Origin of the sequence: Bradyrhizobium sp. CCBAU 21365, from assembly GCF_015291305.1 — a bacterium.
Lineage (GTDB): Bacteria > Pseudomonadota > Alphaproteobacteria > Rhizobiales > Xanthobacteraceae > Bradyrhizobium > Bradyrhizobium elkanii.
This window is the reverse complement of sequence record NZ_CP030036.1, coordinates 3,627,723-3,652,161: the sequence shown is the minus strand read 5'-3', so window position 1 is coordinate 3,652,161 and position 24,439 is coordinate 3,627,723. Positions and strand designations below refer to the sequence as shown.

18 protein-coding genes are annotated in these 24,439 nt (G+C 65.0%); 10 read left to right on the top strand and 8 right to left on the bottom strand.

The window, feature by feature from the left end:
• Positions 1–259 precede the first annotated feature (259 nt).
• From XI02_RS16585 to XI02_RS16575, 3 genes are all read left to right on the top strand, one after another.
• Positions 260–694 (top strand): CBS domain-containing protein, encoded by a 435-nt coding sequence (locus tag XI02_RS16585; RefSeq protein WP_016846946.1) that lies wholly within the window; start codon positions 260–262, stop codon positions 692–694.
• A 247-nt stretch (positions 695–941) separates the two neighbouring features.
• Complete coding sequence (locus XI02_RS16580) at positions 942–1,937, top strand: nitronate monooxygenase family protein (RefSeq protein WP_018270747.1); 996 nt, start codon at positions 942–944, stop codon at positions 1,935–1,937.
• A 151-nt stretch (positions 1,938–2,088) separates the two neighbouring features.
• Positions 2,089–3,057 (top strand): zinc-binding dehydrogenase, encoded by a 969-nt coding sequence (locus tag XI02_RS16575; protein ID WP_018270746.1) that lies wholly within the window; start codon positions 2,089–2,091, stop codon positions 3,055–3,057.
• Between the two features lie 21 nt (positions 3,058–3,078).
• On the opposite strand, the gene XI02_RS16570 is transcribed toward XI02_RS16575, so the two are convergent.
• From XI02_RS16570 to XI02_RS16550, 5 genes are all read right to left on the bottom strand, one after another.
• The gene (locus tag XI02_RS16570; RefSeq protein ID WP_016842348.1) at positions 3,079–3,573 is read right to left on the bottom strand and encodes a septal ring lytic transglycosylase RlpA family protein; all 495 of its coding nucleotides are present in this window, start codon (positions 3,571–3,573) and stop codon (positions 3,079–3,081) included.
• 364 nt (positions 3,574–3,937) lie between these two features.
• Positions 3,938–5,875: an alkyl/aryl-sulfatase gene (locus tag XI02_RS16565; RefSeq protein ID WP_016842347.1), complete on the bottom strand. Its 1,938-nt coding sequence runs from the start codon at positions 5,873–5,875 to the stop codon at positions 3,938–3,940.
• Between the two features lie 126 nt (positions 5,876–6,001).
• On the bottom strand, positions 6,002–7,168 hold the full coding sequence (locus XI02_RS16560) for an integrase core domain-containing protein (protein ID WP_244620959.1): 1,167 nt from the start codon (positions 7,166–7,168) through the stop codon (positions 6,002–6,004).
• Between the two features lie 501 nt (positions 7,169–7,669).
• Positions 7,670–8,521, bottom strand: a complete 852-nt coding sequence (locus tag XI02_RS16555; protein WP_018270744.1) for a DMT family transporter — start codon at positions 8,519–8,521, stop codon at positions 7,670–7,672.
• Between the two features lie 70 nt (positions 8,522–8,591).
• Positions 8,592–9,206, bottom strand: a complete 615-nt coding sequence (locus XI02_RS16550) for a TetR/AcrR family transcriptional regulator (protein WP_172649186.1) — start codon at positions 9,204–9,206, stop codon at positions 8,592–8,594.
• Between the two features lie 368 nt (positions 9,207–9,574).
• Here XI02_RS16550 and XI02_RS16545 point away from each other — a divergent pair, with 368 nt between their 5' ends.
• Positions 9,575–10,963, top strand: a complete 1,389-nt coding sequence (locus tag XI02_RS16545) for a cation-efflux pump (protein ID WP_026192539.1) — start codon at positions 9,575–9,577, stop codon at positions 10,961–10,963.
• A 192-nt stretch (positions 10,964–11,155) separates the two neighbouring features.
• On the top strand, positions 11,156–13,477 hold the full coding sequence (locus tag XI02_RS16540) for a PAS domain-containing sensor histidine kinase (RefSeq protein ID WP_018270742.1): 2,322 nt from the start codon (positions 11,156–11,158) through the stop codon (positions 13,475–13,477).
• 9 nt (positions 13,478–13,486) lie between these two features.
• Here the strand turns inward: XI02_RS16540 and mdoH are convergent, their stop codons facing one another.
• The 3 genes from mdoH to XI02_RS16525 form a co-directional block, all read right to left on the bottom strand.
• Positions 13,487–15,607: a glucans biosynthesis glucosyltransferase MdoH gene (gene mdoH, locus XI02_RS16535; protein WP_018270741.1), complete on the bottom strand. Its 2,121-nt coding sequence runs from the start codon at positions 15,605–15,607 to the stop codon at positions 13,487–13,489.
• Entirely contained in the window at positions 15,595–17,061 is a 1,467-nt protein-coding gene (locus tag XI02_RS16530; protein WP_018270740.1) for a glucan biosynthesis protein G, read from the bottom strand. Before XI02_RS16530 ends, mdoH begins: the two co-directional genes overlap by 13 nt.
• Positions 17,062–17,303: 242 nt before the next feature.
• Positions 17,304–18,200 (bottom strand): LysR family transcriptional regulator, encoded by an 897-nt coding sequence (locus XI02_RS16525; protein ID WP_018270739.1) that lies wholly within the window; start codon positions 18,198–18,200, stop codon positions 17,304–17,306.
• Positions 18,201–18,456: 256 nt separating this feature from the next.
• Here XI02_RS16525 and XI02_RS16520 point away from each other — a divergent pair, with 256 nt between their 5' ends.
• From XI02_RS16520 to XI02_RS16500, 5 genes are read left to right on the top strand one after another with little or no spacing between them, the layout of a single operon-like run.
• On the top strand, positions 18,457–18,933 hold the full coding sequence (locus XI02_RS16520; protein ID WP_018270738.1) for a formate dehydrogenase subunit gamma: 477 nt from the start codon (positions 18,457–18,459) through the stop codon (positions 18,931–18,933).
• Positions 18,930–20,498 (top strand): NADH-quinone oxidoreductase subunit NuoF, encoded by a 1,569-nt coding sequence (locus XI02_RS16515; RefSeq protein ID WP_018270737.1) that lies wholly within the window; start codon positions 18,930–18,932, stop codon positions 20,496–20,498. The genes XI02_RS16520 and XI02_RS16515 overlap by 4 nt, the downstream gene beginning before the upstream one ends.
• A gap of 13 nt (positions 20,499–20,511) precedes the next feature.
• Positions 20,512–23,391 (top strand): formate dehydrogenase subunit alpha, encoded by a 2,880-nt coding sequence (fdhF, locus tag XI02_RS16510; RefSeq protein ID WP_172648129.1) that lies wholly within the window; start codon positions 20,512–20,514, stop codon positions 23,389–23,391.
• 2 nt (positions 23,392–23,393) lie between these two features.
• Entirely contained in the window at positions 23,394–24,230 is an 837-nt protein-coding gene (gene fdhD / locus XI02_RS16505) for a formate dehydrogenase accessory sulfurtransferase FdhD (protein WP_172648130.1), read from the top strand.
• Positions 24,214–24,435 (top strand): formate dehydrogenase subunit delta, encoded by a 222-nt coding sequence (locus tag XI02_RS16500; protein WP_016842332.1) that lies wholly within the window; start codon positions 24,214–24,216, stop codon positions 24,433–24,435. The genes fdhD and XI02_RS16500 overlap by 17 nt, the downstream gene beginning before the upstream one ends.
• The last annotated feature ends 4 nt before the right edge of the window (positions 24,436–24,439 follow it).

The window sequence follows — 24,439 nt, the reverse complement described above, 5'->3', positions numbered from 1 at the left end:
CCCGACATTTCCCCGGAGACTGATGGAGGCGCATTTCGGTGCGCCTCTTTTCTTTTGCCAAGTTCTTTTGCCAAAGGCAGGGATGCCAGATACCAGAACGCCAAGCGCGGCAGATCGCCCTCGCCGCTCACAATCGTCGGAAACGTCAGCGAACCTGCCTATTTAAGCCGTTTCCTGATGGTAGATTCCTATGACAGCGACGTTGACAATTGGCATTTTGTATACCAGACTCCCGTCAACGATAACCAAGGAGGTTGCCATGCAAGTCGGAGATATCCTGCGCAAGAAGACCCCCCGCGTCGCCACGGTGCGCATGAACGAGACCGTCGCGATTGCCGCGCAACTGATGCGCGCCAGCAATATCAGCGCGCTCGTGGTCAAGGATGTCGTTCGCACCGAGGGCAACACCGCCGTCGGCATGTTCACCGAGCGCGACGTGGTGCGCGCGATCGCCGAGCACGGTGCGGCCGGTGCCGGCATGAAGGTGTCGCAGTTCGTCTCGGTGCAGCAGCTGGTCTCGTGCACATCGAGCGACACGCTCGAGCACATCCGCCATCTCATGACCAAGCACCACATTCGCCATGTGCCCGTCATCGACAATTACAGCCTGATCGGTGTCGTCAGCATGCGCGACATCGCCGCGGCGTTCGACGAGGAGACCGCCGCGTCGAAGAAGGACGCCGTGCCGGCGTAAACACGCGCCTGCTTTGCCTTGCTCTCAGCCAGGCGCTGCGTGTTCGATCACGAGCGCCTGAACAGATGACGAAAGATTTCCGTCCCGCCCTCGCCTGACCGCCGCGGCCCGTCATTTCCGCATGGGCGCGCCGCAGGTCGCCGGTAGACAATTGCCGGACAGGACTGCATCCTTCCCTCGACATCCCATAACAACACCGTGCGCCGCCGTCCGCGTCACGGAAAATTCCGATGGAAACGAGGGCAGAATGATCAAGACACGTTTCACCGAAATGTTCGGCGTCGACCACCCGATCGTGCAGGGCGGCATGCAATGGGTCGGGCGCGCCGAGCTGGTTGCGGCCGTCGCCAATGCCGGCGCGCTCGGCATGATCACCGCGCTGACGCAGCCGACGCCGGACGATCTGCGCAAGGAAATCGCGCGCTGCCGCGAGCTGACCGACAAGCCGTTCGGCGTCAACCTGACCATCCTGCCCGCGATCAAGCCGCCGCCCTACGCCGAGTATCGCCAGGCCATCATCGAGAGCGGCATCAAGATCGTCGAGACCGCCGGCAACAAGCCGCAGGAACATGTCGACGAGTTCAAGAAGCACGGCATCAAGGTGCTGCACAAATGTACCAGCGTGCGCCACGCGCTGTCCGCCGAGCGGATGGGCGCCGACGCGATCTCGATCGACGGCTTTGAATGCGCCGGCCATCCCGGCGAGGACGACACCCCCGGCCTGATCCTGATCCCCGCCGCCGCCGACAAGGTGAAGATCCCGATGATCGCCTCGGGCGGTTTCGGCGACGCGCGCGGCCTCGTCGCTGCGCTCGCGCTTGGCGCCGAAGGCATCAACATGGGCACGCGCTTCATGTGCACCAAGGAGAGCCCGATCCACCAGCTCGTGAAGGAGCGCATCGTCGCCAATGACGAGCGCGAGACCGAGCTGATCTTCCGCACCATGCGCAACACCTCGCGCGTCGCCAAGAACGCGATCTCGACCAAGGTCGTGCAGATGGAGAAGGAAGGCGCCAAGTTCGAGGACGTGCGCGAGCTGGTCGCCGGCGCCCGCGGCAAGATGGTCTACGCATCAGGCGATGCCGACGAAGGCATCTGGTCGGCCGGCCAGGTGCAGGGCTTGATCCACGACATTCCGTCCTGCGCCGAGCTGGTGTCGCGCATCGTCCACGAAGCGGAAGCGATCATCCGCGAGCGGCTGGAAGCCATGATGTCCGGCGCCAAGCGCCAGGCCGCGGAATAGGGCCCGTCGTGATCCGTCACCTGAGGAGCGCGAAGCGCGTCTCGAAGGGTCGACGGCCACCAGCCGGGCCGTTCACCCTTCGAGGCTCGCTTCGCTCGCACCTCAGGATGACGGTATCAACTCACGCGAGACAACTAGCCGGGAATGCCCCATGAAAGCCTATGTCTACGGAGCCAACGGCCCTGAAATCACCGACGTTGCCAAGCCCGTGCCGAAGGGCACCCAGGTGCTGGTCAAGGTTCATGCCTGCGGGTTGAACCGCGCCGATCTCGGCATGACCAAGGGCCATGTCCACGGCGCGGCCGGCGGCGTCGGCACCGTGCTCGGCATGGAATGGGCCGGCGAGGTCGCCGAGCTCGGCCCCGATGCCAAAAGCGTCAAGGTCGGCGACAAGATCATGGGCTCCGGCGGCGCGGCATTCGCCGAATACACGCTGGCCGATCACGGCCGGCTGTTCCGCGCGCCCTCGAACATGAATTTCGACGAGGCCGCAACCCTGCCCGTCGCGCTCGCCACCATGCACAACGCCGTCGTCACCAACGGCGCGCTGCAGCCGGGCCAGACCGTGCTGATCCAGGGCGCGAGCTCCGGCGTCGGCCTGATGGCGATGCAGATCGCCAAGCTGAAGGGCGCCAGGCTCGTGGTGGGCTCATCGACCGACGCGATGCGGCGCGGCCGGCTGAAGGAGTTCGGCGCCGATCTCGCGGTGGACTCGAAGGATCCCGGCTGGGTCGATCAGGTGCTGCAGGCGACATCAGGCGAAGGCGTCGACCTGATCGTCGACCAGGTTTCCGGACCGGTCGCCAACCAGAACCTCAAGGCGACCAAGGTCAAGGGCCGCATCGTCAATGTCGGCCGGCTCGGCGGCACCCATGGCGACTTCAACTTCGACCTGCATGCGGCGCGCCGCATCCAGTATATCGGCGTCACCTTCCGCACCCGCTCGATCGAGGAGATCCGCGCGATCTTCGACGAGGTGCGCAAGGACATCTGGCCGGCGGTCGAGGCACGCAAGCTGCAGCTGCCGATCGACCAGGTCTACAAATTCGCCGACATCGGCAAGGCGTTCGAGCACATGGAAGCCAACAAGCATCTCGGCAAGATCGTGGTGACGCTGTAGCAACCGCGAGCGAAGGGCGGATCAGCCAACGGGTCCGGGAATCCAATAGTCCCCCGCAAGCGGGCTGACCTTGACGCCACTGATGACTCCGAGCTCCAGGCTTGGATCGAAGTAGCGCATCGTCCGCTCATTGAGGTCAATGATGCGGCCGGGCCGTAATGGCCCCACGTCATTTATCTTCACGATGACCTTCTTGCCGACGGCCTCGACGAGGGCATATTTCGGCCTCGCGCCAAATTGGACCCCACCGAACTTGCGACGCAAACTCGTCTTGATGGCAGCTGCCCAGACCGAGTGATCATAGCGCTCGCCGGAGGCTGTGCTCGGGCCGCCCTCCTCCTTGCCGGGCTTGAACGGATTGTACATGGATGCCGCGCCAACGATTGCATCCCCACACGCGGCATTGACGACGGCGCTTGAATGAACCGCAGCAATTTCACTTCGAGCAGCGGTGCCAGACATGGCGAGCGCAACCAGGGCGCCGCAAATCGCGGCGCTCGAGCCGAACAGCATCATAACTCCTTGATTGATTTTCTTCGATCTTCCGGTTCCCGATGCCGCAAGACATGGTCGAGCGAACGCGGAGGCGTTAACGCGTGCCAATTCTTTGCGGATTCGTGCCAGTTCCGGCGGTGGAACCGTTATGAGAACCGGGGCGGTCCTCACACCGTGTCTTCAGTTTCTCGCCCGACTAAGACAGAGATTGCGTCAGCAAAATGACTGATCGGCACTGTCTTTCGACTGCGCGTGAAGGGTATATCGGCTCCACCTTCCCTACCCGATCGATCGAGGAGATCCGCGCGATCTTCGGCAAGGTGCGCATAACGCAGCGGCGCGAGGCAAGTGCCCCGCGCCGTTTGACCGTATGATTATCGTATGATTATCGCGACGTTCCCCCTCGCCCCGTCGTGGCGGATTGAGCCGTCGCGTTCGGCGTCACGATATTGAACCAGAAGTCGAACGTGTCGAGATACGACACGAGATCGCGCAGCTTGGTCTGGTCTCCGCTGACCTTCACCGCGCCGGACGAGATGGCATCGTCAAACCTGGTCTGCTGCAGGATGATGCCGTTCAGCGTATCGCGCGACAACGCGACCGTCGCATCGGCATTGTTGGACTTCATGTTCGCCGTGTGGTTCAGCACGCCGTTCTTCAGCTCGACGAAGTAATTGCCGTCCTTGCCGAACTCGAAGTTGAGCTTCGCATGCGCGTTGCCGGCCTTCTCCGCGTTGAGGCGAACTCCGAGATAGTCGAAGAATAAATCCGCGGACATCGCGCGCACCGTATCGGGGCTCGCGGTGTTCGGCGTCGGCAGCTTGGCGACTCCGTTGCGCAGTTCCTGGGCGCCGGTCAGGTAGAAGTTGCGCCACGGTCCGGACTCGGCCTGATAGCCGAGTTGCTCGAGCGCGTCGGCTTCGAGATTCTTGGCGGCCTGATTGTCGGGATCGGCGAACACGACGTGGTGGACGGCTTGAGCCACCCAGCGATATTCGCCCTTGTCGTAGGAAGCCTTGGCCTTCTTCAGAACCTCGTCGCTGCCGCCCATGAACTCGACGTACTTCTTGCTCGCCTCGACCGGCGGCAGTTCGTGCAGGGTGGCCGGGTTGCCGTCGAACCAGCCAAGATAAAGAACATAGGTGGCGGCCACGTCATGATAGATCGAGCCGTAGTAACCGCGGTTTGCCCAGACATTGGCGAGGCTGTCAGGCATTTTGAATCCGTCGGCGATCTCGCGCATCGTCATGCCGTGGTTGACCATGCGCAGGGTCTGGTCGTTGATGAAGCGGTAAAGGTCGCGCTGGCTCTCCAGAAGCGAAACCACCTTGTCATTACCCCATGTCGGCCAGTGGTGCTGCGCAAACACCACATCGACCTTGTCGCCCCACATCACCAGCGCCTGGTTGAGGTATTTCGACCAGGGCAGCGGCTCGCGAATTTTGGCGCCGCGAAGCGAATACGTATTGTGCAGCGTGTGAGTCGCGTCCTCGGCGGATTCCATCGCCTTCTTTTCCTCGATGAACCACATCATCTCCGAAGGCGCTTCCGAACCGGGTGCCATCAGAAACTCGTAGGTCAAGCCGTCGATCTTCTCTTTCTGTCCGGTTTCCTTGATGATGTTGGTCGGCGCGATGAGCGTCACCGTGCCTGCCGAGGTCGTGGTGCCGAGACCTGCGCCGACCTGACCTTTCGGATCCGCCTTGAGCAGGTTGCCGTACATGTAGCTGGCGCGCCGGCTCATCGCGGTGCCAGCCATGACGTTCTCGGCGACCGCAGCCTCCAGGAATCCATCCGGCGCGTAGATCTTGACCTTGCCGGACTGGACGTCGTCCTCGCTGGTGACACCCCGCACACCACCATAGTGGTCGACATGGCTGTGGGTGTAGATCACGGCCTTGACTGGCTTGTTGCCGCGCTTCGAGCGGTACAGGTCGAGCGCCACCTTTGCCGTCTCCGCCGAGACGAGCGGATCGACGATTGTAACGCCCTCGCTGCCCTCGATGATCGTCATGTTCGACAGGTCCTGGTTGCGGACCTGATAGATGCCGTCGGTCACCTCGAACAAGCCGGAGATGTTGATCAGCCGGGATTGTCGCCACAGGCTTGGGTTGACCGTATCGGGGGCCGTCGCGTCGCTGATGAAGCCGTACTGCTGCGGGTTCCAGATCGCGTTGCCCGCGCTGCCCTTGATTGTCTCGGATGGCAGCGCGGCCATGAAGCCTTTGTTCGCCGCGTCGAAATCAGAGGTGTCGCTAAACGGCAGCTGTTTCAGCAAGACCGAATTTGCCTGCTTGGTCGCATCGGCCGCGCCCTTGCGCAAATCTTGAGTCTGTGCCGCGGCCGTACCGATCAGGCCCGCGCTGACAACCCCGAGGATTGACGCCTTCGCTGTTCAACCGGCATGATTCCCGACATTTTGGACCGGCATGATCCCCGACAGTTTGGGTTAAGCGGTCTGTTCACCCGGTTCGCGCAGCCCCTCACGCGGCGGAGCGAACCGGGTGAACAGACCGCGGCGGTCGATGAGACCGACGTCGAGGTCGCAGAAGCGGACGACGTGGTCACCGGTATCGAGTTCGGCGATGCCGACAAGTTCGTTCACCAGCGCCTGACCGATAAAGACGAACTTGCCTTTCCATTTGATCTCTCCGTTGCCGCGAACACGGCGGGCCTGGTGATTGGCGTCATACCAGGGGTCTTGCTCGCGATCCGGCATGGTGCGTTGAGATGCTCGATAGGCGTCTTCCGGCGGCCGTTGGCCCAGCGCTTCGTGAGGACGTTCCCTATTGTAATGCTCTCGGAAGGCGTCAAAGCGGGCCTGTTGCTCCGACGCATTATCTGCCGGTGGGCTCGATGTTTGCGCCTTCAAGGTGCGATGCATGCGCTCATGGCGACCGTTCTCCTGCGGCGAGGCCGGACGGATGAAGCGCGGCGTAATGCCGAGCTTCAGCCACCAGACCGACAATGTGGTGAGACCGCCGGCGCCGCGCGAGCCGAACGGCGAACCATTGTCGCAGCGGATTGCCCGCGGCAGGCCATGCTCGCGGAAAGCTCTTTCGAAGCGGGGGCGGACGCCCTCGGTCGTCGGTGCGACGATCTGCAGTTCGATCAGGAAGCGGCTGTGGCTGTCGGCCACCGTCAGGGGATCGACCCGGCACTGGTCGCGGGTGCGAAACCAGCCCTTGAAGTCCACGCTCCACTCGTCGTTCGGCTCCTGCACCGGCGTGCAGGGACGCCGCTGGTCGAGCGGACGGCGACGGCGCTTCACCGGCGAGATCAGCCCCGCGCGCTTGAGAATGCTCCCAATCGTCGACGCCGCCGGCCAATCGATCTCCGGCGCCTGGCGGTCGAGCAAGGCGAGCAGCTTGCGCGGTCCCAGATAGGGAAAGCGCTGCCGAGCCGCGATCACCTTCTCTGCAATCGCTGCATCGGTCGTTTGTCGGCATTGCTGCGGCGCGTGCGAACGGTCCCTGAACCACTCCGGATCGCCGCTCTGCTTCCGCTGGCGCCATGCGTAAAACGTGTCGCGGCAGATACCGTGACGGCGGCACAACTCCGACACGTTCCAGTTCCCGCTCTCGTACTCCATAAACATCCGGATACGCTCTTCCATCCGACTGGTCTCTCTGAACGGCATCGTCGGGCCCTCCCGCCGATGCTTCTAGAAACCTGTCGGCAATCATGCCGGTCTAAACTGTCGGGTATCTATCCGGTCTGTACCCGCGAAAACGCTCCTCATGTGGCCTCTCCCTTTTCTTTGGTCCGCTCCCTGAGCACCGAGAGCATCGCCGCCAAACACCTCCAGAAGGGAATCGTTCCACCCGAAGTTGTGGCGTCAAAGCATGCCCGGCGACTTCTGTCCGCGTGGCTGCGCGCTCTGGCACAAACTGCATACGAACGCTGCGGGCCGAGCTGCCAAAAAAGGGGACCTGGTGCGAGAAATCACGCTCCGAGCAGCCGCATGCCGCGATGGCCGGCTTTGAAGTTGAGGCACAGCGCAACGGCCACGCCGGGAGAGCGCTGTTTTGCCGCACGCGCTCGCGTCCTGGCGATGGCGAACCGTTCGCATTTTACGCAAACGGAAGGCCCCCCCGAAGGCGGTCCCCTGTCCGCGCTACGCACCCGGTCTGACCTGCGTGATGGCAACGCCGGAGATCGCAAGCAGTCCGCCGACAATCAGCTTCGGCGTCACGCTGTCGCCAAGGAACATCACGCTGAAGAGCAAGGCGAACACCGGAAGCAGCAGACCGAAGGGGGCAACACGCCCCATCGAGCAACGCGCGATCAGCCAGAACCAGAGGCCGAACCCGACAATGCCGCCGATGAAGATGGTGTAGGCCAGCGCCAGCCAGCCACGTTGATCCGCCGTGACAAGGCTCGCCGCTTGTCCATATTCAAGCAGCAGCGACATCAACATCACCTGTGGCACCGTGAGCAGCGACGACCACCCCATCAGCATCAGGGGATCGAATGGGCCGTAGCGTTTCGTCAGGACGGTGGACACCGCGAATGCGAAGGCTGCCCCGACCACAAGCAGCAGCGGCAGCACGTTTGCCGACAGTCCCGGCCCCGCCGCCAGCACGACCACGCCGACGAACGCCAGTACCACGCCGGCGGATGTGACGAGCGACGGCCGCTCCGCGAGCAGCGGCCAGGCGAGCAGCACGGTGAACGGCGGGGCAAGTTGATAGGCGACGGCCGACATGCTTCCCGAGCCGAGCCCGAGGCCGACATAAAACAGCCCGAAGTTCAGTCCGCCGAGGAAAACCGAAATGGCCGCGACAGGGCCGAGCTGTTGGCGCGTCGGCCTTCTGACGAACGGTACAAGCAGCAGCGCGATGGCCAGGAAGCGCAGTCCGAGGAAGAAGAGCGGCGGAAACTCGGTGACGCCGACCTTGATGACCACGAACTGATAACCCCAGAGCAAGGGAACGGCCACCGCGCAGACGATCTGGATGGCAGACATGGCACCTTCCTTTCAAGACCGATCGGTCCATATATCGACACGCCAAAAGCGAGAGGCGTCCACGGGCTCCTTACCTGAGGAAGCGATCGAGCAGCGCGTCAGCGGTGGCTTGCGACGTGGTACGCGCCGGAGCCGTTTTGGCGACCACGCGCAGCCCCCACAGGAAACAAATGAGAATTCGGGCGGCACTCGATGGCTCGACGCCAGCGGCCAGCTTGCCCGCGGTCTCCGCACGGGAAAATGCGTCCGCCACCCTGGCCTCCATGGTTTTGAAGAAGCTCGCGAAGCGACGGCCAACCTCGGCATCCTGGCCAGCCAGTTCCATCGCCGTCGCCACCAACAGGCAGCCGCGCCGGCCATTGGCACCGCACGTGCGCTCAACGTAACCGGCAAGGTAGGCCCGCAGGCCATCGACCGGATCTCTGCCGGGATCGAGTTCGTCATCCATCCGCGTCACGGCATCGGCAATGTAGCGATCGAGCGCGCGCAGGAACAGCGAGTGCTTGTCGCCGAAGGCAGCGTAAAGGCTGCCGCGCGAGAGTTTTGTCGCACGCAGCAGGTCCGGCAGCGCCGTGGCGTGATAGCCGCGCGACCAGAACACATTCATGGCGCGCTCGACCGCGGCCTCCGTGTCGAAGCTTCGCGGGCGCCCACGGGGCGACTGCACTGGGGTTTGGCGGCTCATTGCCGATATATAGACCGATTGGTCTTTAAATAGCAAGTGATTGCGATCGATTGCAGCGCGGGCAGTCCGTTGGATGGGTCGAGCGAAGCGAAACTTCACGTTACCGCGCGGAAACAACTGATGGGTTTCGCTGCGCAGCACATCCAGTGTCGTCCTGGCGAAAGCCAGGACCCATTGCCCCGAATGCGAGTCATGAGGCGATGCAATCGCAACAGCTCACTTCAACAACACAACCCTGTGGTTATGGGTCCTGGCTTTCGCCAGGACGACGGCATGATTTTGGCGCAAGGATGCAATTGCAACTGAGTGGCGACTGCGCGTGGCGAATGACACTTGATGTTCACCAACTCCCTGCTACACCGCCGCCCATGAGCTCTTCAAAGACCAGCGCCCCCTCCGCCAAGACATCGGTCGCCGCGATCTCGATCCTCGCCAGCGGCAGCATGGCGGTGGCGAAGTTCGTCGTCGGCATCGCGATCGGATCGCTGGCGCTGATCTCCGAGGCGCTGCACTCGTCGATCGACCTGGTCGCCACCATCATCACCTGGGCGGTGGTGCGGGTGTCGGATCAGCCGGCCGATGCCGAGCATCATTACGGCCACGGCAAGTTCGAGAGCGTCTCGGCACTCGGCATCATCGCTTTGCTCTATGTGCTGGCCGGCGGCATCCTGGTCCAGGCCTACAGTCATCTGCGCGAGGGCGCGCCGCCGCCGTCGATCTCGGCCATCCCCTTCATCGTTCTGGTCATCGATATCGGCGTCAATCTTTGGCGGGCCCGCGCGCTGCACCGCGCCGCGCGCGACACCAAGAGCCAGGCGCTGGCCGCCGACGCGCTGCATTTCGCCTCCGACGTGATGGGCTCGAGCGCCGTCATTGTCGGCCTGGTGCTGGCCGGCTTCGGCTTCTGGTGGGGCGATGCCGCGGCGGCGATCGCGGTCGCGGTGATGATCGCCCTGCTCGGCCTGCGCATGGCGCGGGAGACGGTCGAGACCCTGCTCGACCGCGCGCCCGAAGGCGCGCTGGAGAAGGCCACCGCCGCCATCAAGGCCGTGCCGGGGGTGGTCGATGTCGACCGGTTGCGCGTCCGCATGGTCGGCGCGACGCATTTCATCGATGCCAGCGTCACCGTGCCGCGCACCTACCCGATCGACCGCGTCGAGGACATCAAGCGCCGGGCGCAGGCGGCGGTGGCCAAGACGTTCGGCGACGCCGACCTTACCTTCACCGCGGTGCCGGTGGCGCGCGACAATGAGAGCGTGCGCGAGCGCATCATGGTGATCGCGCGCAATTCCGGCCTCGCCATCCACCACGTCACCGTACACGATATCGGCGGCAAGCTGATCGTCGGTATCGACCTCGAGGTCGACGGCGACATGGCGCTCGACGCGGCGCACGACATCGCCCACAACCTCGAGCGCGCGATCCGCGAGGATTTCGGCGAGGACGTCGAGGTCGACACCCACATCGAGCCGCTCGAGCCGGAACTGCCGTGGGGAACCGACGCCGCGCCCGATCGCGTTGAAACCATCAAGGCCGCGCTGACCGGCTTTGCCGATGGCGGCGCGATCCATGACATCCACAATGTGCGGGTCCGCAACACCGATGCCGGCGAGATCGTCAACTTCCATTGCCGCGCTCGCCCTTCGATGAGTGTGATCAAGGTGCACGAAAGCGTCGACGAGATCGAACGCAAACTGCGCCGTGCGTTCCCCTCCGTGAAGCGTGTGATCAGTCACGCAGAGCCGACGCGCGCGTAATTCTACGGAGCCGTTCCTGTTTCGGACTCACTTTGCGCTGCATGATTCTCTCCGGGACAAGAATTTTTTCGCATTAACGAATCGTTGACTCTCGACAGTCCCGGAAATCTGGATTCAAATGATCATGATTCGGATGCATCGTGGGGAGCATCCGAACCGGGTAAAAATCAGCTTAGAGCGGGGGTCTAAGGCATGGCGCGCGCGCATGCAGCGAACGCGTGCGTCCAATCCGATTCGATCAAGGGATTGGCGCAGTCGATCGCGAAACCGGCCTATCACAGGCTCTTGACGGCCGAGCCTGCACTGCGCCGCGCTGTCCCTACCCTCATCATCGCCTTCCTCATCACGATCTGCCTCGGCGCCTTCGTTCAGGTGATCGACCAGAGCCGGCAGAAGCGCGGCGCGATGAAGCGCGACCTCGCCGCGCTCTCCGACATCCTCGCCGAACGTCTCGATCGCCTGACCTCGGTGCGGCGCGACCGGCTCGCCAACATCGAGCGGATGCAGGAGCTGCTGCCGGACCTGATCCCGTCCTGGGGCATCGCCTATGGCCGCCACGTCATCATCACCAGCGCCGATCACCGCGTGCTGGCGCGCGTGCCGGTCGATGGCGCCGGCGAGAACGACCGCATCCTCGACATCGTCTCCACCGCGCAGCTGCTCGTCGCGCCCGGCCAGCAGGGCACGGTCAGCGACATGACGCTGCCCGGCGGCACCGGCGCGCTGGCGATCTCGCAGCTCGTCAAGTCGCTGCCCGGCCAGGTCGTCGTGATCCAGGAGATGAACGAGCCGATCTGGGGATCGGACGCCGCGCTCTCGGTGACGCTGTCGGCGACCACGAGCTTCGTGGTGCTGATCCTCGGCTTCGCGTTCCACTGGCAATCGACCCGCGCCCGCGAGGGCGACCTGATCAACGACGCCGTGCGCGGCCGGATCGACACCGCGCTCAACCGCGGCCGCTGCGGATTGTGGGACTGGGACCTGTCGCGCGGCAGGATCTTCTGGTCGCAGTCAATGTTCACCTTGCTCGGCCTCGACACCCGTAACGACCTCCTCACCTTCGGCGAGGTCAACGCGCTGGTGAATTCGGACGACATCAACCTGTTCGACATCGCCGACCAGCTGATCTCGGGCAAGATCGATCACATCGACCAGAGCTTCCGCATGCGCCATGTCGGCGGCCACTGGATCTGGCTGCGGGTGCGCTGCGAGCTCAGCCACGCCGCCGCCGACGGCGGCCTGCATCTGATCGGCATCGCGGTCGACATCACCGAGCAGAAGAGCCTCGCCGAGAAGTCGGTGGAAGCCGATCTCAGGCTGCGCGACGCGATCGAGACCATTCCGGAGGCCTTCGTGCTCTGGGATGCCGACGACCGCCTCGTGCTCTGCAACTCGCACTTCCAGCGGCTGCACAGGCTGCCCGATTCCGCCGTCAGCCCCGGCACCTCCTACGAGACCGTGATCGAGGTCGGCAGCATGCCCGAGGTGCGTACCCGCCTGCACGAGAGCGGCGTGCCGGCGCCCGGCGCCCGCACCTTCGAGGCCCAGCTCGACGACGGCAGCTGGCTGCACATCAGCGAGCGCCGCACCAAGGACGGCGGCTACGTCTCCGTCGGCACCGACATCACCCGCATCAAGGCGCACGAGCAGAAGCTGGTCGACAACGATCTGCGCCTGCGCGCCACCGTGATCGACCTGCAGCGCTCGCAAGCCGAGCTGGAACGGCAGGCCGTCGAGCTCGCCGACCTCGCCGAAAAATACTCGCAGGAAAAGACCCGCGCCGAGGACGCCAACGCCGCGAAGTCGAAGTTCCTCGCCAATATGAGCCATGAGCTGCGCACGCCGCTCAACGCCATCATCGGCTTCTCCGAGATCATGGGCAGCGGCCTGTTCGGCACGCTCGGCTCGGACAAGTACGCGGAGTACTGCCACGACATCCTGACGTCGGGGAAATACCTGCTCGAGGTCATCAACGACATTCTCGACATGTCCAAGATCGAGGCCGGCCGCATGAAGTTCGACATGGAGCCGCTCGACCTCTCCGGCATCCTCGCGGAGTCGCTGCGGGTGGTCTCCGGCCGCGCCGAGCACAAGGGATTGTCGCTGGAATCGGATATCGAAAGCACGATCTCGGTCGTCGCCGACCGCCGCGCGGTCAAGCAGATCATCGTCAACCTGCTCTCCAATGCGGTGAAGTTCACGCCCGACCACGGTCGTGTGCTGGTGCGCGGCCAGATGCTGGATGACTCGATCGTGCTTCTGATCGCCGACAGCGGCATCGGCATCGCGCCGGAATCGCTGCGCCGGCTCGGCAAGCCGTTCGAACAGGTCGAGAGCCAGCTCACCAAGAGCTACCAGGGCTCCGGTCTCGGACTTGCGATCGCGCGCTCGCTCACCAATCTGCACGGCGGCTCGATGCGGCTGCGCTCCAGGCTCGGCGTCGGCACCGTCGTGCGCGTCACGCTGCCCCGCGATCCGCGGTCCCTGCAGACGAAGCTGCCGGAAGCGGCCTGACGCCCCACACTACTTCGCAAGCACCCCTTCCAGCAGAGCGGAATCACCGAGCACGGCCAGCGTCTCGCGCGGCGTGAGATGGCGGACCGCCTGGTCGAAGCTGTCGCTTGCCTCGATCCGCGCACGCGCCACCGCGAGGTGAAGATCGATCTCGCCCGGACCGCCGCGCCGCGCCGGCGGCAGCGACGAGAGATGGCGATGCAACAGCGCGGGATCCTGCCGCAGCGTCGCGAGCGCAGGGGCCGACGCGTGTGCCGGCGACGCCGCCAGCTCATTGGCGCGGACCAGCACGCGCGGCGGCTTAGCTTCCTCCGGCGTCACGAACAGCGCGTGCATCGCCGGCCTGGCGGTCCAGGCGCCGATCGGGATCGCAAACAACAGGCCGACGATCACCGGCGACATCCACAGCAGCAGCGGCAGCGACACCGCCCACGCGCTGATCGCCATCGCGACACCGCAGGCGGTCGGAACGCCGTACTTCCGATAGAGCTCGCGCCGCTCGACCGCGCCGTCGTCGCGCCGCTGCGTCTGCCAGCCCGCGTCCCGGCCGAGCAGGATCTCGACGACGGCGATCGACTGGAACACCATCATGACCGGCGCGATCATCGCCGAGATCAGCACTTCGGCGATCACGCCCGTCAAAGCCCGGAAGCCGCCGCCGAATTGCCGGCGCACGTCCGAGCGTGTCAGCAACAGGAGGAAGCCGAGCAGCTTCGGCACGATCAGCAGCGCCATGGTGAGGCCGAACACCCAGGCGGCGAGCACGGGATCCTGCGCCGGCCAGTTCGGGAACAGCGAAAAACCCTTCGGAAAATACTCGGGGCGAATGAAGCGCGCCTGCAACGAGATCAGGATTCCGAGCAGCAGGAACGACAGCCAGAGCGGCGCGGTGATGTAGGAGCCGATGCCGGTCATGAAATGCAGCCGCGAGATCCAGTGCAGCCGGCGCGTCCTCAGCACGGCGAGATGCTGCAAATTGCCCTGGCACCAGCGGCGGTCCCGCGCGGCAAAATCCAATAGCGACGGCGGCACCTCCTCAAAACTGCCGCCGAGCATCGGCGCCATGTAGATGCCCCAGCCGGCGCGCCGCATCAGCGCCGCCTCGACGAAGTCGTGGCTCAGGATATGTCCGCCGAACGGCTTGCGTCCGGAGAGCTCGGGCAGGCCGGCCTGCTGCGCAAATGCCTCGATCCTGATGATGGCATTGTGCCCCCAATAATTGCCCTCGGAGCCGTGCCACCACGCAACGCCGGCGGCGACCATCGGTCCGTAGAGCCGGCCGGCAAACTGCTGCAGGCGGCTGAACAGGCTGCGCGCGTTGACGATGACCGGCAGCGTCTGCAGCAGCGCCGCCTGCGGATTGCTCTCCATGGCGTGCACCATCCGCACCATGGTGTCGCCCGACATCAGGCTGTCGGCGTCGAGCACGATCATGAACCGATAGGCGCCGCCGAACCGGGTGATCCACTCGCCGACATTGCCGGACTTGCGCGCCGTATTGTCGGCGCGATGCCGGTAGAACAGCCGCTGCGCGCCGCAGGCCTCGCACAGCTCGAGGAACGCCCGTTCCTCGGCGATCCAGATATCGGGATCGCGGGTATCGCTGAGCACGAACCAGTCGAAGTTGTCGCCCTGGCCGGTCGCCTCGACGGACTCGTAGATGGCGCGCAGCCGCGCCATCAATTGATGCGGATTCTCGTTGTAGGTCGGGAGCAGGACCGCGGTCCGGCTCGCGAGCTGCGGCAACGGACCATCGTCGCGGATCGGCAGGGCGTTGCCGTTGCGCCGAAGCAGAGCGAAGAAGCCGGCGAGCGCCGAAGCGAACGAAAACGCGATCCAGGCGAGCAGCGCGACGAACAGCACCAGCACCATGCCCTCCATGATCGTCACGCCGCCGACCTGGACCACCATGTACATCTCGTAGGCACCGGCGCCGGTCAGCGCCGCCGTCAGCACCAGGACGAGCGCGCGGCGCATCAACATGCCCGCGCCGACCGACACCGGCTTGCTCACCGCGTGCGGCGGCCGGCCGAGGTCGGCCGCCGACATCGCAAGCGGGCTCTCTTGCGGCAGGAAGCCGTCGGTCGCCGTGGCGACCTCGGGATGAGGCGACGTGACTATGGCGCCCATCGATAGACCCAGATCTCGGAGAGCGGCTTGTCATCTTGCGCCAGATGCGCACGCAGCTCGATCGGGTCCTTCCTGACGGCGCACTGGAAGCTGAGCCGCCATCCGCCGGTATTCGGATTCGGCTGCGTGACGACATTCGTGATCTCGGACTTCTCGGCCGTCACGACGCCCTTGACGCTATTGGGATCGATCCCCTTCAGATTGTCCCCGAACAGGTCGAGCACGAACAGCTTGCTGTTCTCGCCATGCGCGCCGATGCCGCTGCGCGTGAAGCGGGCGAGCGAATGCGGCTTCGGCGCGTCCGGCCCCCAATGCAGGCGATAGGTGAAATTGGTCTCGCTCTTGGCCTTGGGCGGCGCCTTCGGCCGCCAGAACGCGGCGATGTTGTCGTGGATCTCTTCCTTGGTCGGGATCTCGAACAGGATGACCGCGCCCTCGCCCCAGTCGCCGATCGGCTCGACCCAGAGGCTCGGACGCTTCTCGAAGCGCGATTCGATGTCCTGATAAGCGAAGAAATTCTTCTCGCGCTGCATCAGCCCGAAGCCATGCGGATTGACGTCCTGGAACGTGCTGATCTGGAGGTCGCGCGGATTGCTCAGCGGGCGCCACAGGCTCTCGCCCTTGCCGTTGTAGATCGCGAGCCCGTCCGAATCGTGCACCGACGGTCTGAAGTCGTCGACCTCGTTGCGATCGTTGGGCCCGAAGAAGAACATGCTGGTCATCGGCGCAAGGCCGACATGCTCGAGATCGGCGCGCGGATAGAGCGATGCCTCGACATCGAACACCGTGGTCGCTCCAGGCCTGATCGTGAACCGATAGCTTGCCGCGCAGCTCTTGCTGTCGAGCAAGGCGTGAATGACCAGCGAGGTCGCGTTGGGCACCGGGCGCTCGAGCCAGAACGCCTTGAAGAACGGAAACTCCTCGCCCTTGGCCTCGCCGGTATCGATCGACAGGCCGCGCGCCGACAGGCCGTAGGTCTCGTCCTTGGCGACGGCGCGGAAATAGCTCGCGCCGAGGAAGACGCAGACCTCGTCGTAATAGTCCGGCTTGTTGATCGGCGCGTGGATCCGAAATCCGGCAAAGCCGAGGTCGGTCTCGGTGAAGTCAGGCACGGTCTCGCCGAACGAAAACATGTCCTTGCTGTATTTGACTTCGCTGACCTTGCCGTCGGCGACCTCGAAGATACTGACCTTGTTCTTGTAGAAGAAGCCGCGGTGGAAGAACTGTGCCTCGAACGGCAGCTTCGCACCGCGCCACAGCGCGCGCTCGGACGTAAAGCGGATCGAGCGGTACTGGTCGTAGTTCAGGTCCGTCAGGCCGTTCGGCAACTTCTCGTCCGGCGCCTCGAACGACTTGCTGGCGAGATTGCGCGCAAGCTCCCTGACCATGCCTGGGTTGAAGGGTGCGTCCGTCGCGCTCGCTGCGGCGGCGGCCTGGCGCTGTGGCAAGAACATGAGTGTCGGCAACACGGCCGATCCGTGGAGTAACTGGCGACGATTCAAAGCAGCTCCTGCTCGCTGACCGGGACGCCGCAATGCAACCGCCGAACCGGCGCTGAGTTCCATCTTTGCTGCGAGCAAGCGAAGATTGTCCGCCGGCTGAACACCAGGACTTGCTTCAACGCAAGCACACAACGCGTGGTCGCTTGCTGCTGTGCCGGAACCGTGACGGAAGGGCCGCGGGAGAATGCCGGGAGCTACGCGCTCTCGAGTGTCGGCGCGACCTCGCGTGCGACCTGCACCAAGGCTGCGATCAGCGGCGTCATCGGATCGCGCTGCGGGATCACGAGGCCAATGCTGTAGTCCACGACCGGATCGACGATCGGAATGCTGCGCACGGCATCCGCAAGGCCGAGTGTCTCGGCGAGCTTGGCCGGCATCACACTGGCCCAGCGGCCGGTCTTCACATGGGTGTAGAGCACGAGCAGCGAATTCGACGTCAGCGTCGGCGTCGCCTCCGCGCCGACCGAGGTCAGCGCGCGATCGATGATGCGGCGGTTCTGCATGTCGGGCGTGAGCAGACAGAGCGGCACGGTGCCGACTTCCTTCCACGTCACCTGCTTGCGGTCGCCGAACATCGCATCCGGCGCCGTCAGCAAGCGATAGCTCTCATTGTAGAGCGGGATGGTGCGGACCTTGCCGATCGGCTCGTTCTCGATATAGGTCAGCCCGGCATCGACCTCGAGATTCTCGAGCAGGCCGAGCACGTCGGCCGACGTGCAGGACTGAATCCGGAACCGCACATCGGGATGGCGCGCCCGGAACGGCGTGGTCAGCGAGGCCACCATGCCGAGCGCGGTCGGGATCGCCGCGATCCGGATCTCGCCCGACAGCTTGTCCTTGAGGCTGTTGATTTCCTGCTTCATCGCGCGCGCATCGCCGACGATGCGCCGCGCCCAGTCCAGCGTCCGCTCCCCTTCCGGCGTGAAGCCCTGGAAGCGGGATCCGCGCTGCACCAGCATGACGCCGAGGATCTCCTCGAGCTGCTTGAGACTGGTCGACATCGTCGGCTGGGTGACGCCGCAGGCCTCCGCAGCCCGGCCGAAATGCCGCTCCTTGGCCAGCGCCAGCAGAAGTTCCAGCTTGTCGATCAAGGTTCAAACCCCTTCGGAATACGGCGCCCCAAGCGGCCGCCCAACACGTCCATAGGTAGCACGATCGGGGTGCGATCCCGAAATCCAAAGCGCCGCGGAAGTGCGTGATTCCAGAACATTATTGCGATCCCGGATCGTCCCATTCGGCAACGCTATTAATCGCGTTTCGCAATCGCCGCATGAGACAGCTTTATTGATGTTTCGAAGGATTCCAACTCTCATGTGCGAAGCAAAAAACTGATCGTGAGAAGCGCTGATGAGTGTGGGATACGAAGCTTGGGACAAGGCACGCGGCGCCGAAATCATCGCCGAGCATGCCGGGCTTGAAGGCGCCACGCTGGTGATGCTGCACGCGCTGCAGGAGGCCTTCGGCTACGTGCCCGAGCCGGCGATCCCGATGGTGGCGGAGGCGCTCAATTTGTCGCGCGCCGAGGTGCATGGCGTGTTCACCTTCTACCATGATTTCCGGAAGCAACCTGCCGGACGCCACGTCCTCAAGCTGTGCCGCGCCGAGGCCTGCCAGGCCGCCGGCGGCGACCGGCTTGCGGCGCGCGCGGAAGCCAGGCTCGGCGTTGCCCTCGGCAATACCACGGCGGATGACCGCGTGACGCTGGAGCCGATCTACTGCCTCGGGCTGTGCGCCACCGCGCCCTCGGCGATGCTGGATGGCCGCGTGGTCGGCCGGCTCGATGAAGCACGGATCGACGCGCTGGTCGCGGAGGCACAGCGATGACGTTGCGAATCTTCATCGCCCGCGATGCCGGCGCGGTCGCCGTCGGGGCCGACGATGTCGCCCTCGCCTTCGAGCAGGCCGCGGCAGCGCGCGGCACGCCGCTCGAGATCGTCAGGACCGGCTCGCGCGGCCTCTATTGGCTGGAGCCGATGGTCGAGCTGGCGACCGCACAAGGCCGCGTCGCGTTCGGCCCGGTCAGCCCGGCGGACGTCCCGTCCCTGCTCGATGCAATGGTCGGCAGCGGCCAGCACGCGTTGCGGCTTGGTGTCACGGACGAGATTCCCTGGCTGAAGCGCCAGACCCGGCTGACTTTCGCCCGCTGCGGCGTGATCGATCCGCGCTCGGTCGACGACTACCGCGCCCATGGCGGCTACAAGGGCCTGGAGCGGGCGCTGACGCTGACCTCTGACCAGATCCTTGCCGACGTCACGACCTCAGGCCTGCGCGGCCGTGGCGGCGCCGGCTTCCCCACCGGCATCAAGTGGAAGACCGTGGCGCAGGCCAGCGCCGACCGCAAATACATCGTCTGCAACGCCGACGAAGGCGACAGCGGCACCTTCGCCGACCGCATGATCATGGAAGGCGACCCCTTCGTCGTGATCGAAGGCATGACGATCGCAGGTATCACGGTAGGCGCCACCAAGGGCTACATCTACATCCGCTCGGAATATCCGCACGCGGTCGAAGCGATGAACGCGGCGATCGTGGCGGCCCGCCGCGCCGGCGTGCTCGGCAAGCGCATCGGCGGCTCCGCCCATGAGTTCGATCTCGAGGTGCGGGTCGGCGCCGGCGCCTATGTCTGCGGCGAAGAGACCTCGCTGCTGGAAAGCCTTGAGGGCCGCCGCGGCATCGTGCGGGCCAAGCCGCCGCTGCCGGCGCACAAGGGCCTGTTCGGCCGCCCGAGCGTGATCAACAACGTGCTGTCGTTCGCGGCGATCCCCTTCATCCTCGACAACGGCGCCAAGGCCTATGCCGATTTCGGCATGGGCCGCTCGCGCGGCACCATGCCGATCCAGCTCGCCGGCAACATCAAATATGGCGGGCTGTTCGAGACCGCGTTCGGCGTCACCCTCGGCGAGCTCGTCGACGAGATCGGCGGCGGCACCTTCACCGGACGCGAGGTGCGCGCGGTTCAGGTCGGCGGCCCGCTCGGGGCCTACTTCCCCCGCGCGCTGTTCGACACGCCGTTCGACTACGAGGCGTTCGCCGCGCGCGACGGCCTGATCGGCCATGGCGGGATCGTGGTGTTCGACGACAGCGTCGACATGGCGAAGCAGGCCCGCTTTGCGATGGAATTCTGCGCGGTCGAATCCTGCGGCAAGTGCACGCCGTGCCGGATCGGCTCGACCCGCGGCGTCGAGACCATCAACAAGATCATCAATGGCGAGCGCGTGGCGGAAAACCTCGCGGTTGTCGAAGACCTCTGCAACACCATGAAATTCGGCTCGCTGTGCGCACTCGGCGGCTTCACGCCCTACCCCGTGATGAGTGCATTGAAACACTTCCGGGAAGATTTCGGCGGAGATCTAGGTCCCGCACCGGCCCACCTGCAGGCCGCGGAATAGCAAGGAAATCACGATGTCGCTGATCCAGGAAACCGATTTCGGCACGCCCAAATCCAAATCCGAAACGATGGTCACGCTGACCATCGACGGCAATCAGATCACGGTGCCCGAGGGCACTTCGATCATGCGCGCGGCGATGGAAGCCGGCACCCAGATTCCAAAACTCTGCGCGACCGACATGGTCGACGCCTTCGGCTCCTGCCGGCTCTGCCTCGTCGAGATCGAGGGCCGCGTCGGCACGCCCGCCTCCTGCACGACGCCGGTCATGCCCGGCCTCGTCGTGCACACCCAGAGCGAGCGGCTGAAAAAGCTGCGCAAGGGCGTGATGGAGCTCTACATCTCCGACCACCCGCTGGACTGCCTAACCTGCGCCGCGAACGGCGACTGCGAATTGCAGGACATGGCGGGCGCCGTCGGTCTGCGCGACGTGCGCTACGGCTATGAGGGTGAGAACCACGTCTTCGCCAAATCGCACGGCTGCGAAAACGACAACTGGATGCCGAAGGACGAGTCGAATCCGTACTTCACCTACGACCCCTCGAAGTGCATCGTCTGCTCGCGCTGCGTCCGCGCCTGCGAGGAAGTACAAGGCACCTTCGCGCTGACGATCTCCGGCCGCGGCTTCGACAGCCGCGTCTCGCCCGGCATGAACGAAAGCTTCCTCGGCTCCGAATGCGTGTCCTGCGGCGCCTGCGTGCAGGCCTGCCCGACCGCGACGCTGACCGAGAAATCCGTGATCGAGATCGGCCAGCCCGAGCATTCGGTCGTCACCACCTGCGCCTATTGCGGCGTCGGCTGCTCCTTCAAGGCGGAGATGCGCGGCGAGGAAGTGGTGCGCATGGTGCCGTGGAAGGACGGCAAGGCCAACCGCGGCCATTCCTGCGTCAAGGGCCGCTTCGCCTGGGGCTACACCACCCACAAGGAGCGCATCCTGAAGCCGATGATCCGCGAGCGGATCGAGGATCCCTGGCAGGAAGTGTCGTGGGACGAGGCGCTGAACTTCGCCGCGGCGAAGTTCAAGGGCATCCAGCAGAAATACGGCCGCGACGCGGTCGGCGGCATCACCTCGTCACGCTGCACCAATGAAGAGACCTATCTGGTGCAGAAGCTGATCCGCGCCGGCTTCGGCAACAACAATGTCGACACCTGCGCCCGCGTCTGCCATTCGCCGACCGGCTACGGCCTGTCGCAAACCTTCGGGACTTCGGCCGGCACGCAGGATTTCGATTCGGTGGAGGACACCGACGTCGTGCTGATCATCGGCGCCAACCCGGCTTCCGCCCATCCGGTGTTCGCCTCACGGCTGAAGAAGCGGCTGCGCCAGGGCGCCAGGCTGATCGTGATCGATCCGCGCCGCACCGAGATGGTGGAATCGCCGCACGTGAAGGCGCTGCATCTGCCGCTGATGCCCGGCACCAACGTCGCCGTGCTCACTGCGCTGGCCCATGTCATCGTCACCGAAGGGCTCGTCGACGAGGCTTTCGTGCGCGAGCGCTGCGACTGGAGCGAATTCGAGGACTGGGCAGCCTTCGTCGCCCAGGACAAGCACAGCCCGGAAGCCACCGCGATCATGACCGGCGTCGATCCGAAGGCGCTGCGCGAGGCGGCCCGGGTCTATGCCACCGGCGGCAACGGCGCGATCTATTACGGGCTCGGCGTCACCGAGCACAGCCAGGGCTCGACCACGGTGATCGCGATCGCCAACCTTGCGATGGCGACCGGCAATATCGGCCGGCCCGGCGTCGGCGTGAACCCGCTGCGCGGCCAGAACAACGTGCAGGGCTCCTGCGACATGGGCTCGTTCCCGCACGAGCTGCCGGGCTACCGCCACATCGCCGGCGATGCGGTGCGCGAGCAGTTCGAGGCGATGTGGAACGTCAAGCTCAACAACGAGCCGGGTCTGCGCATCCCGAACATGTTCGACGCCGCCATCGAAGGCAGCTTCATGGGGCTCTACGTGCAGGGCGAGGACATCCTGCAGTCCGACCCCAACACCAAGCATGTGGTGGCGGCGCTGTCGGCGATGGAATGCGTGATCGTCCACGATCTCTTCCTGAACGAGACCGCGAACTACGCCCACGTCTTCCTGCCCGGCTCGACCTTCCTCGAGAAGGACGGCACCTTCACCAATGCCGAACGCCGCATCCAGCGCGTCCGCAAGGTGATGACGCCGCTCAACGGCTATGCCGACTGGGAAGTGACGATCATGCTCGGCAAGGCGATGGGCTTTGAGATGAACTACGCCCATCCATCCGAGATCATGGAGGAGATTGCCGCGCTGACGCCGACCTTCGCGGGCGTCTCCTATGCCAGGCTCGACGAGCTCGGCTCGGTGCAGTGGCCCTGCAACGAAAAGGCGCCGGAAGGCACCCCGGTGATGCATATCGGCGGCTTCGTGCGCGGCAAGGGCAAGTTCATCCTCACCGAATACATCGCGACCGACGAACGCACCGGCCCGCGCTACCCGCTGCTGCTCACCACCGGCCGCATCCTCAGCCAGTACAATGTCGGCGCGCAGACCCGCCGCACCGAGAACGTGGTGTGGCACGCCGAGGACCGGCTGGAGATCCATCCGCATGACGCCGAGCAGCGCGGCGTGCGCGACGGCGACTGGGTGCGGCTGGCGAGCCGCGCCGGCGAGACCACGCTGCGCGCCGAGATCACCGACCGCGTGGCGCCGGGCGTTGTCTACACCACGTTCCACCACCCGGACACCCAGGCCAACGTCATCACGACCGATTTCTCGGACTGGGCCACCAACTGTCCCGAGTACAAGGTCACCGCGGTGCAGATCTCGCCGTCGAACGGTCCGTCCGACTGGCAGAAGGCCTATGACGAGCAGGCACGCCACTCCCGCCGCATCGCCGCGCCGGTGGTGGAAGCCGCGGAGTAGCGATGCGCGAGCCCGTCTATCAGGCGAACCGGAAGGTCTGGCGCAACGGCGTCTTCAGCGACGGCGCGCGCCTGATCCCGGAGGAGACGCCGCTCGCGCTGACTTATAATGGCGGCACCTACGCCGTGATGATGGGCTCGCCCGAGGACCTCGGCGACTTCGCCGTGGGCTTCAGCCTGAGCGAAGGCATCGTGCGAGCGGCCGACGAGATCGAGACCCTCGACATCGTCGAGCTCGATGACGGCATCGAGCTTCGGATGTGGCTCAGGCCTGACAGGGCCGAGCGGATCGCGGAGCGGCGGCGCAACATCGCCGGCCCGACCGGCTGCGGCCTGTGCGGGCTCGATTCCATCAGCGAGGCGGTTCGGCCGGCCGCGGTGGTGCGCAGGGGCCGCGTCTTCTCGCCGCGCGAGATCATGGCGGCGGTGGCGGCGGTCGCGCCGCTGCAGGAGATCAACCACCAGACCCGCGCCGTGCACGCCGCGGCGTTCTGGACGGCCGCGCGCGGCATCGTGGCGCTGCGCGAGGATGTCGGCCGCCACAATGCGCTCGACAAGCTCGCCGGCGCGCTGGCCCGCGACAAGGTCATGGCCAGCGAAGGCATGGTACTGCTGACCAGCCGCGTGTCGGTCGAAATGGTGCAGAAGACCGCCGCGATCGGCGCGCCGCTGATTGCGGCGGTGTCGGCGCCGACCGCGCTTGCGGTGCGGATGGCGGATGCCGCCGGCATCACGCTCGCCGCGATCGCTCGCGCCGATGGATTTGAAATCTTTACGCATCCGGAACGCGTCACTGGCGCGGTGGCCGGCAAGGAGCCCGCTTATGTCGTCGTCGCCTGACAAACTGGTCTATATGGCGAACCAGATCGGAAAGTTCTTCCACAGCCAGGGCCACGACCGCGCCGTGCAGGGCATTTCCGAGCACATCTGGAAGTTCTGGGATCCGCGGATGCGCAAGCAGATCTTCGCTCATCTCGACGCCGGCGGCACCGGCCTCGATCCCGACGTCCGCGATGCCTTGCAGAAGCTGAAGCAGCAGGCGTAGCGAA

Coding starts and splice junctions, on each gene's coding strand:
- fdhD (WP_172648130.1), top strand. CDS start 23,394: ATGCGCGAGCCCGTCTATCAGGCGAACCGGAAGGTCTGGCGCAACGGC.
- fdhF (WP_172648129.1), top strand. CDS start 20,512: ATGTCGCTGATCCAGGAAACCGATTTCGGCACGCCCAAATCCAAATCC.
- XI02_RS16585 (WP_016846946.1), top strand. CDS start 260: ATGCAAGTCGGAGATATCCTGCGCAAGAAGACCCCCCGCGTCGCCACG.
- XI02_RS16515 (WP_018270737.1), top strand. CDS start 18,930: ATGACGTTGCGAATCTTCATCGCCCGCGATGCCGGCGCGGTCGCCGTC.
- XI02_RS16520 (WP_018270738.1), top strand. CDS start 18,457: ATGAGTGTGGGATACGAAGCTTGGGACAAGGCACGCGGCGCCGAAATC.
- XI02_RS16550 (WP_172649186.1), bottom strand. CDS start 9,206: ATGAGCCGCCAAACCCCAGTGCAGTCGCCCCGTGGGCGCCCGCGAAGC.
- XI02_RS16545 (WP_026192539.1), top strand. CDS start 9,575: ATGAGCTCTTCAAAGACCAGCGCCCCCTCCGCCAAGACATCGGTCGCC.
- mdoH (WP_018270741.1), bottom strand. CDS start 15,607: ATGGGCGCCATAGTCACGTCGCCTCATCCCGAGGTCGCCACGGCGACC.
- XI02_RS16540 (WP_018270742.1), top strand. CDS start 11,156: ATGGCGCGCGCGCATGCAGCGAACGCGTGCGTCCAATCCGATTCGATC.
- XI02_RS16500 (WP_016842332.1), top strand. CDS start 24,214: ATGTCGTCGTCGCCTGACAAACTGGTCTATATGGCGAACCAGATCGGA.
- XI02_RS16570 (WP_016842348.1), bottom strand. CDS start 3,573: ATGATGCTGTTCGGCTCGAGCGCCGCGATTTGCGGCGCCCTGGTTGCG.
- XI02_RS16575 (WP_018270746.1), top strand. CDS start 2,089: ATGAAAGCCTATGTCTACGGAGCCAACGGCCCTGAAATCACCGACGTT.
- XI02_RS16560 (WP_244620959.1), bottom strand. CDS start 7,168: ATGGAAGAGCGTATCCGGATGTTTATGGAGTACGAGAGCGGGAACTGG.
- XI02_RS16580 (WP_018270747.1), top strand. CDS start 942: ATGATCAAGACACGTTTCACCGAAATGTTCGGCGTCGACCACCCGATC.
- XI02_RS16555 (WP_018270744.1), bottom strand. CDS start 8,521: ATGTCTGCCATCCAGATCGTCTGCGCGGTGGCCGTTCCCTTGCTCTGG.
- XI02_RS16530 (WP_018270740.1), bottom strand. CDS start 17,061: ATGTTCTTGCCACAGCGCCAGGCCGCCGCCGCAGCGAGCGCGACGGAC.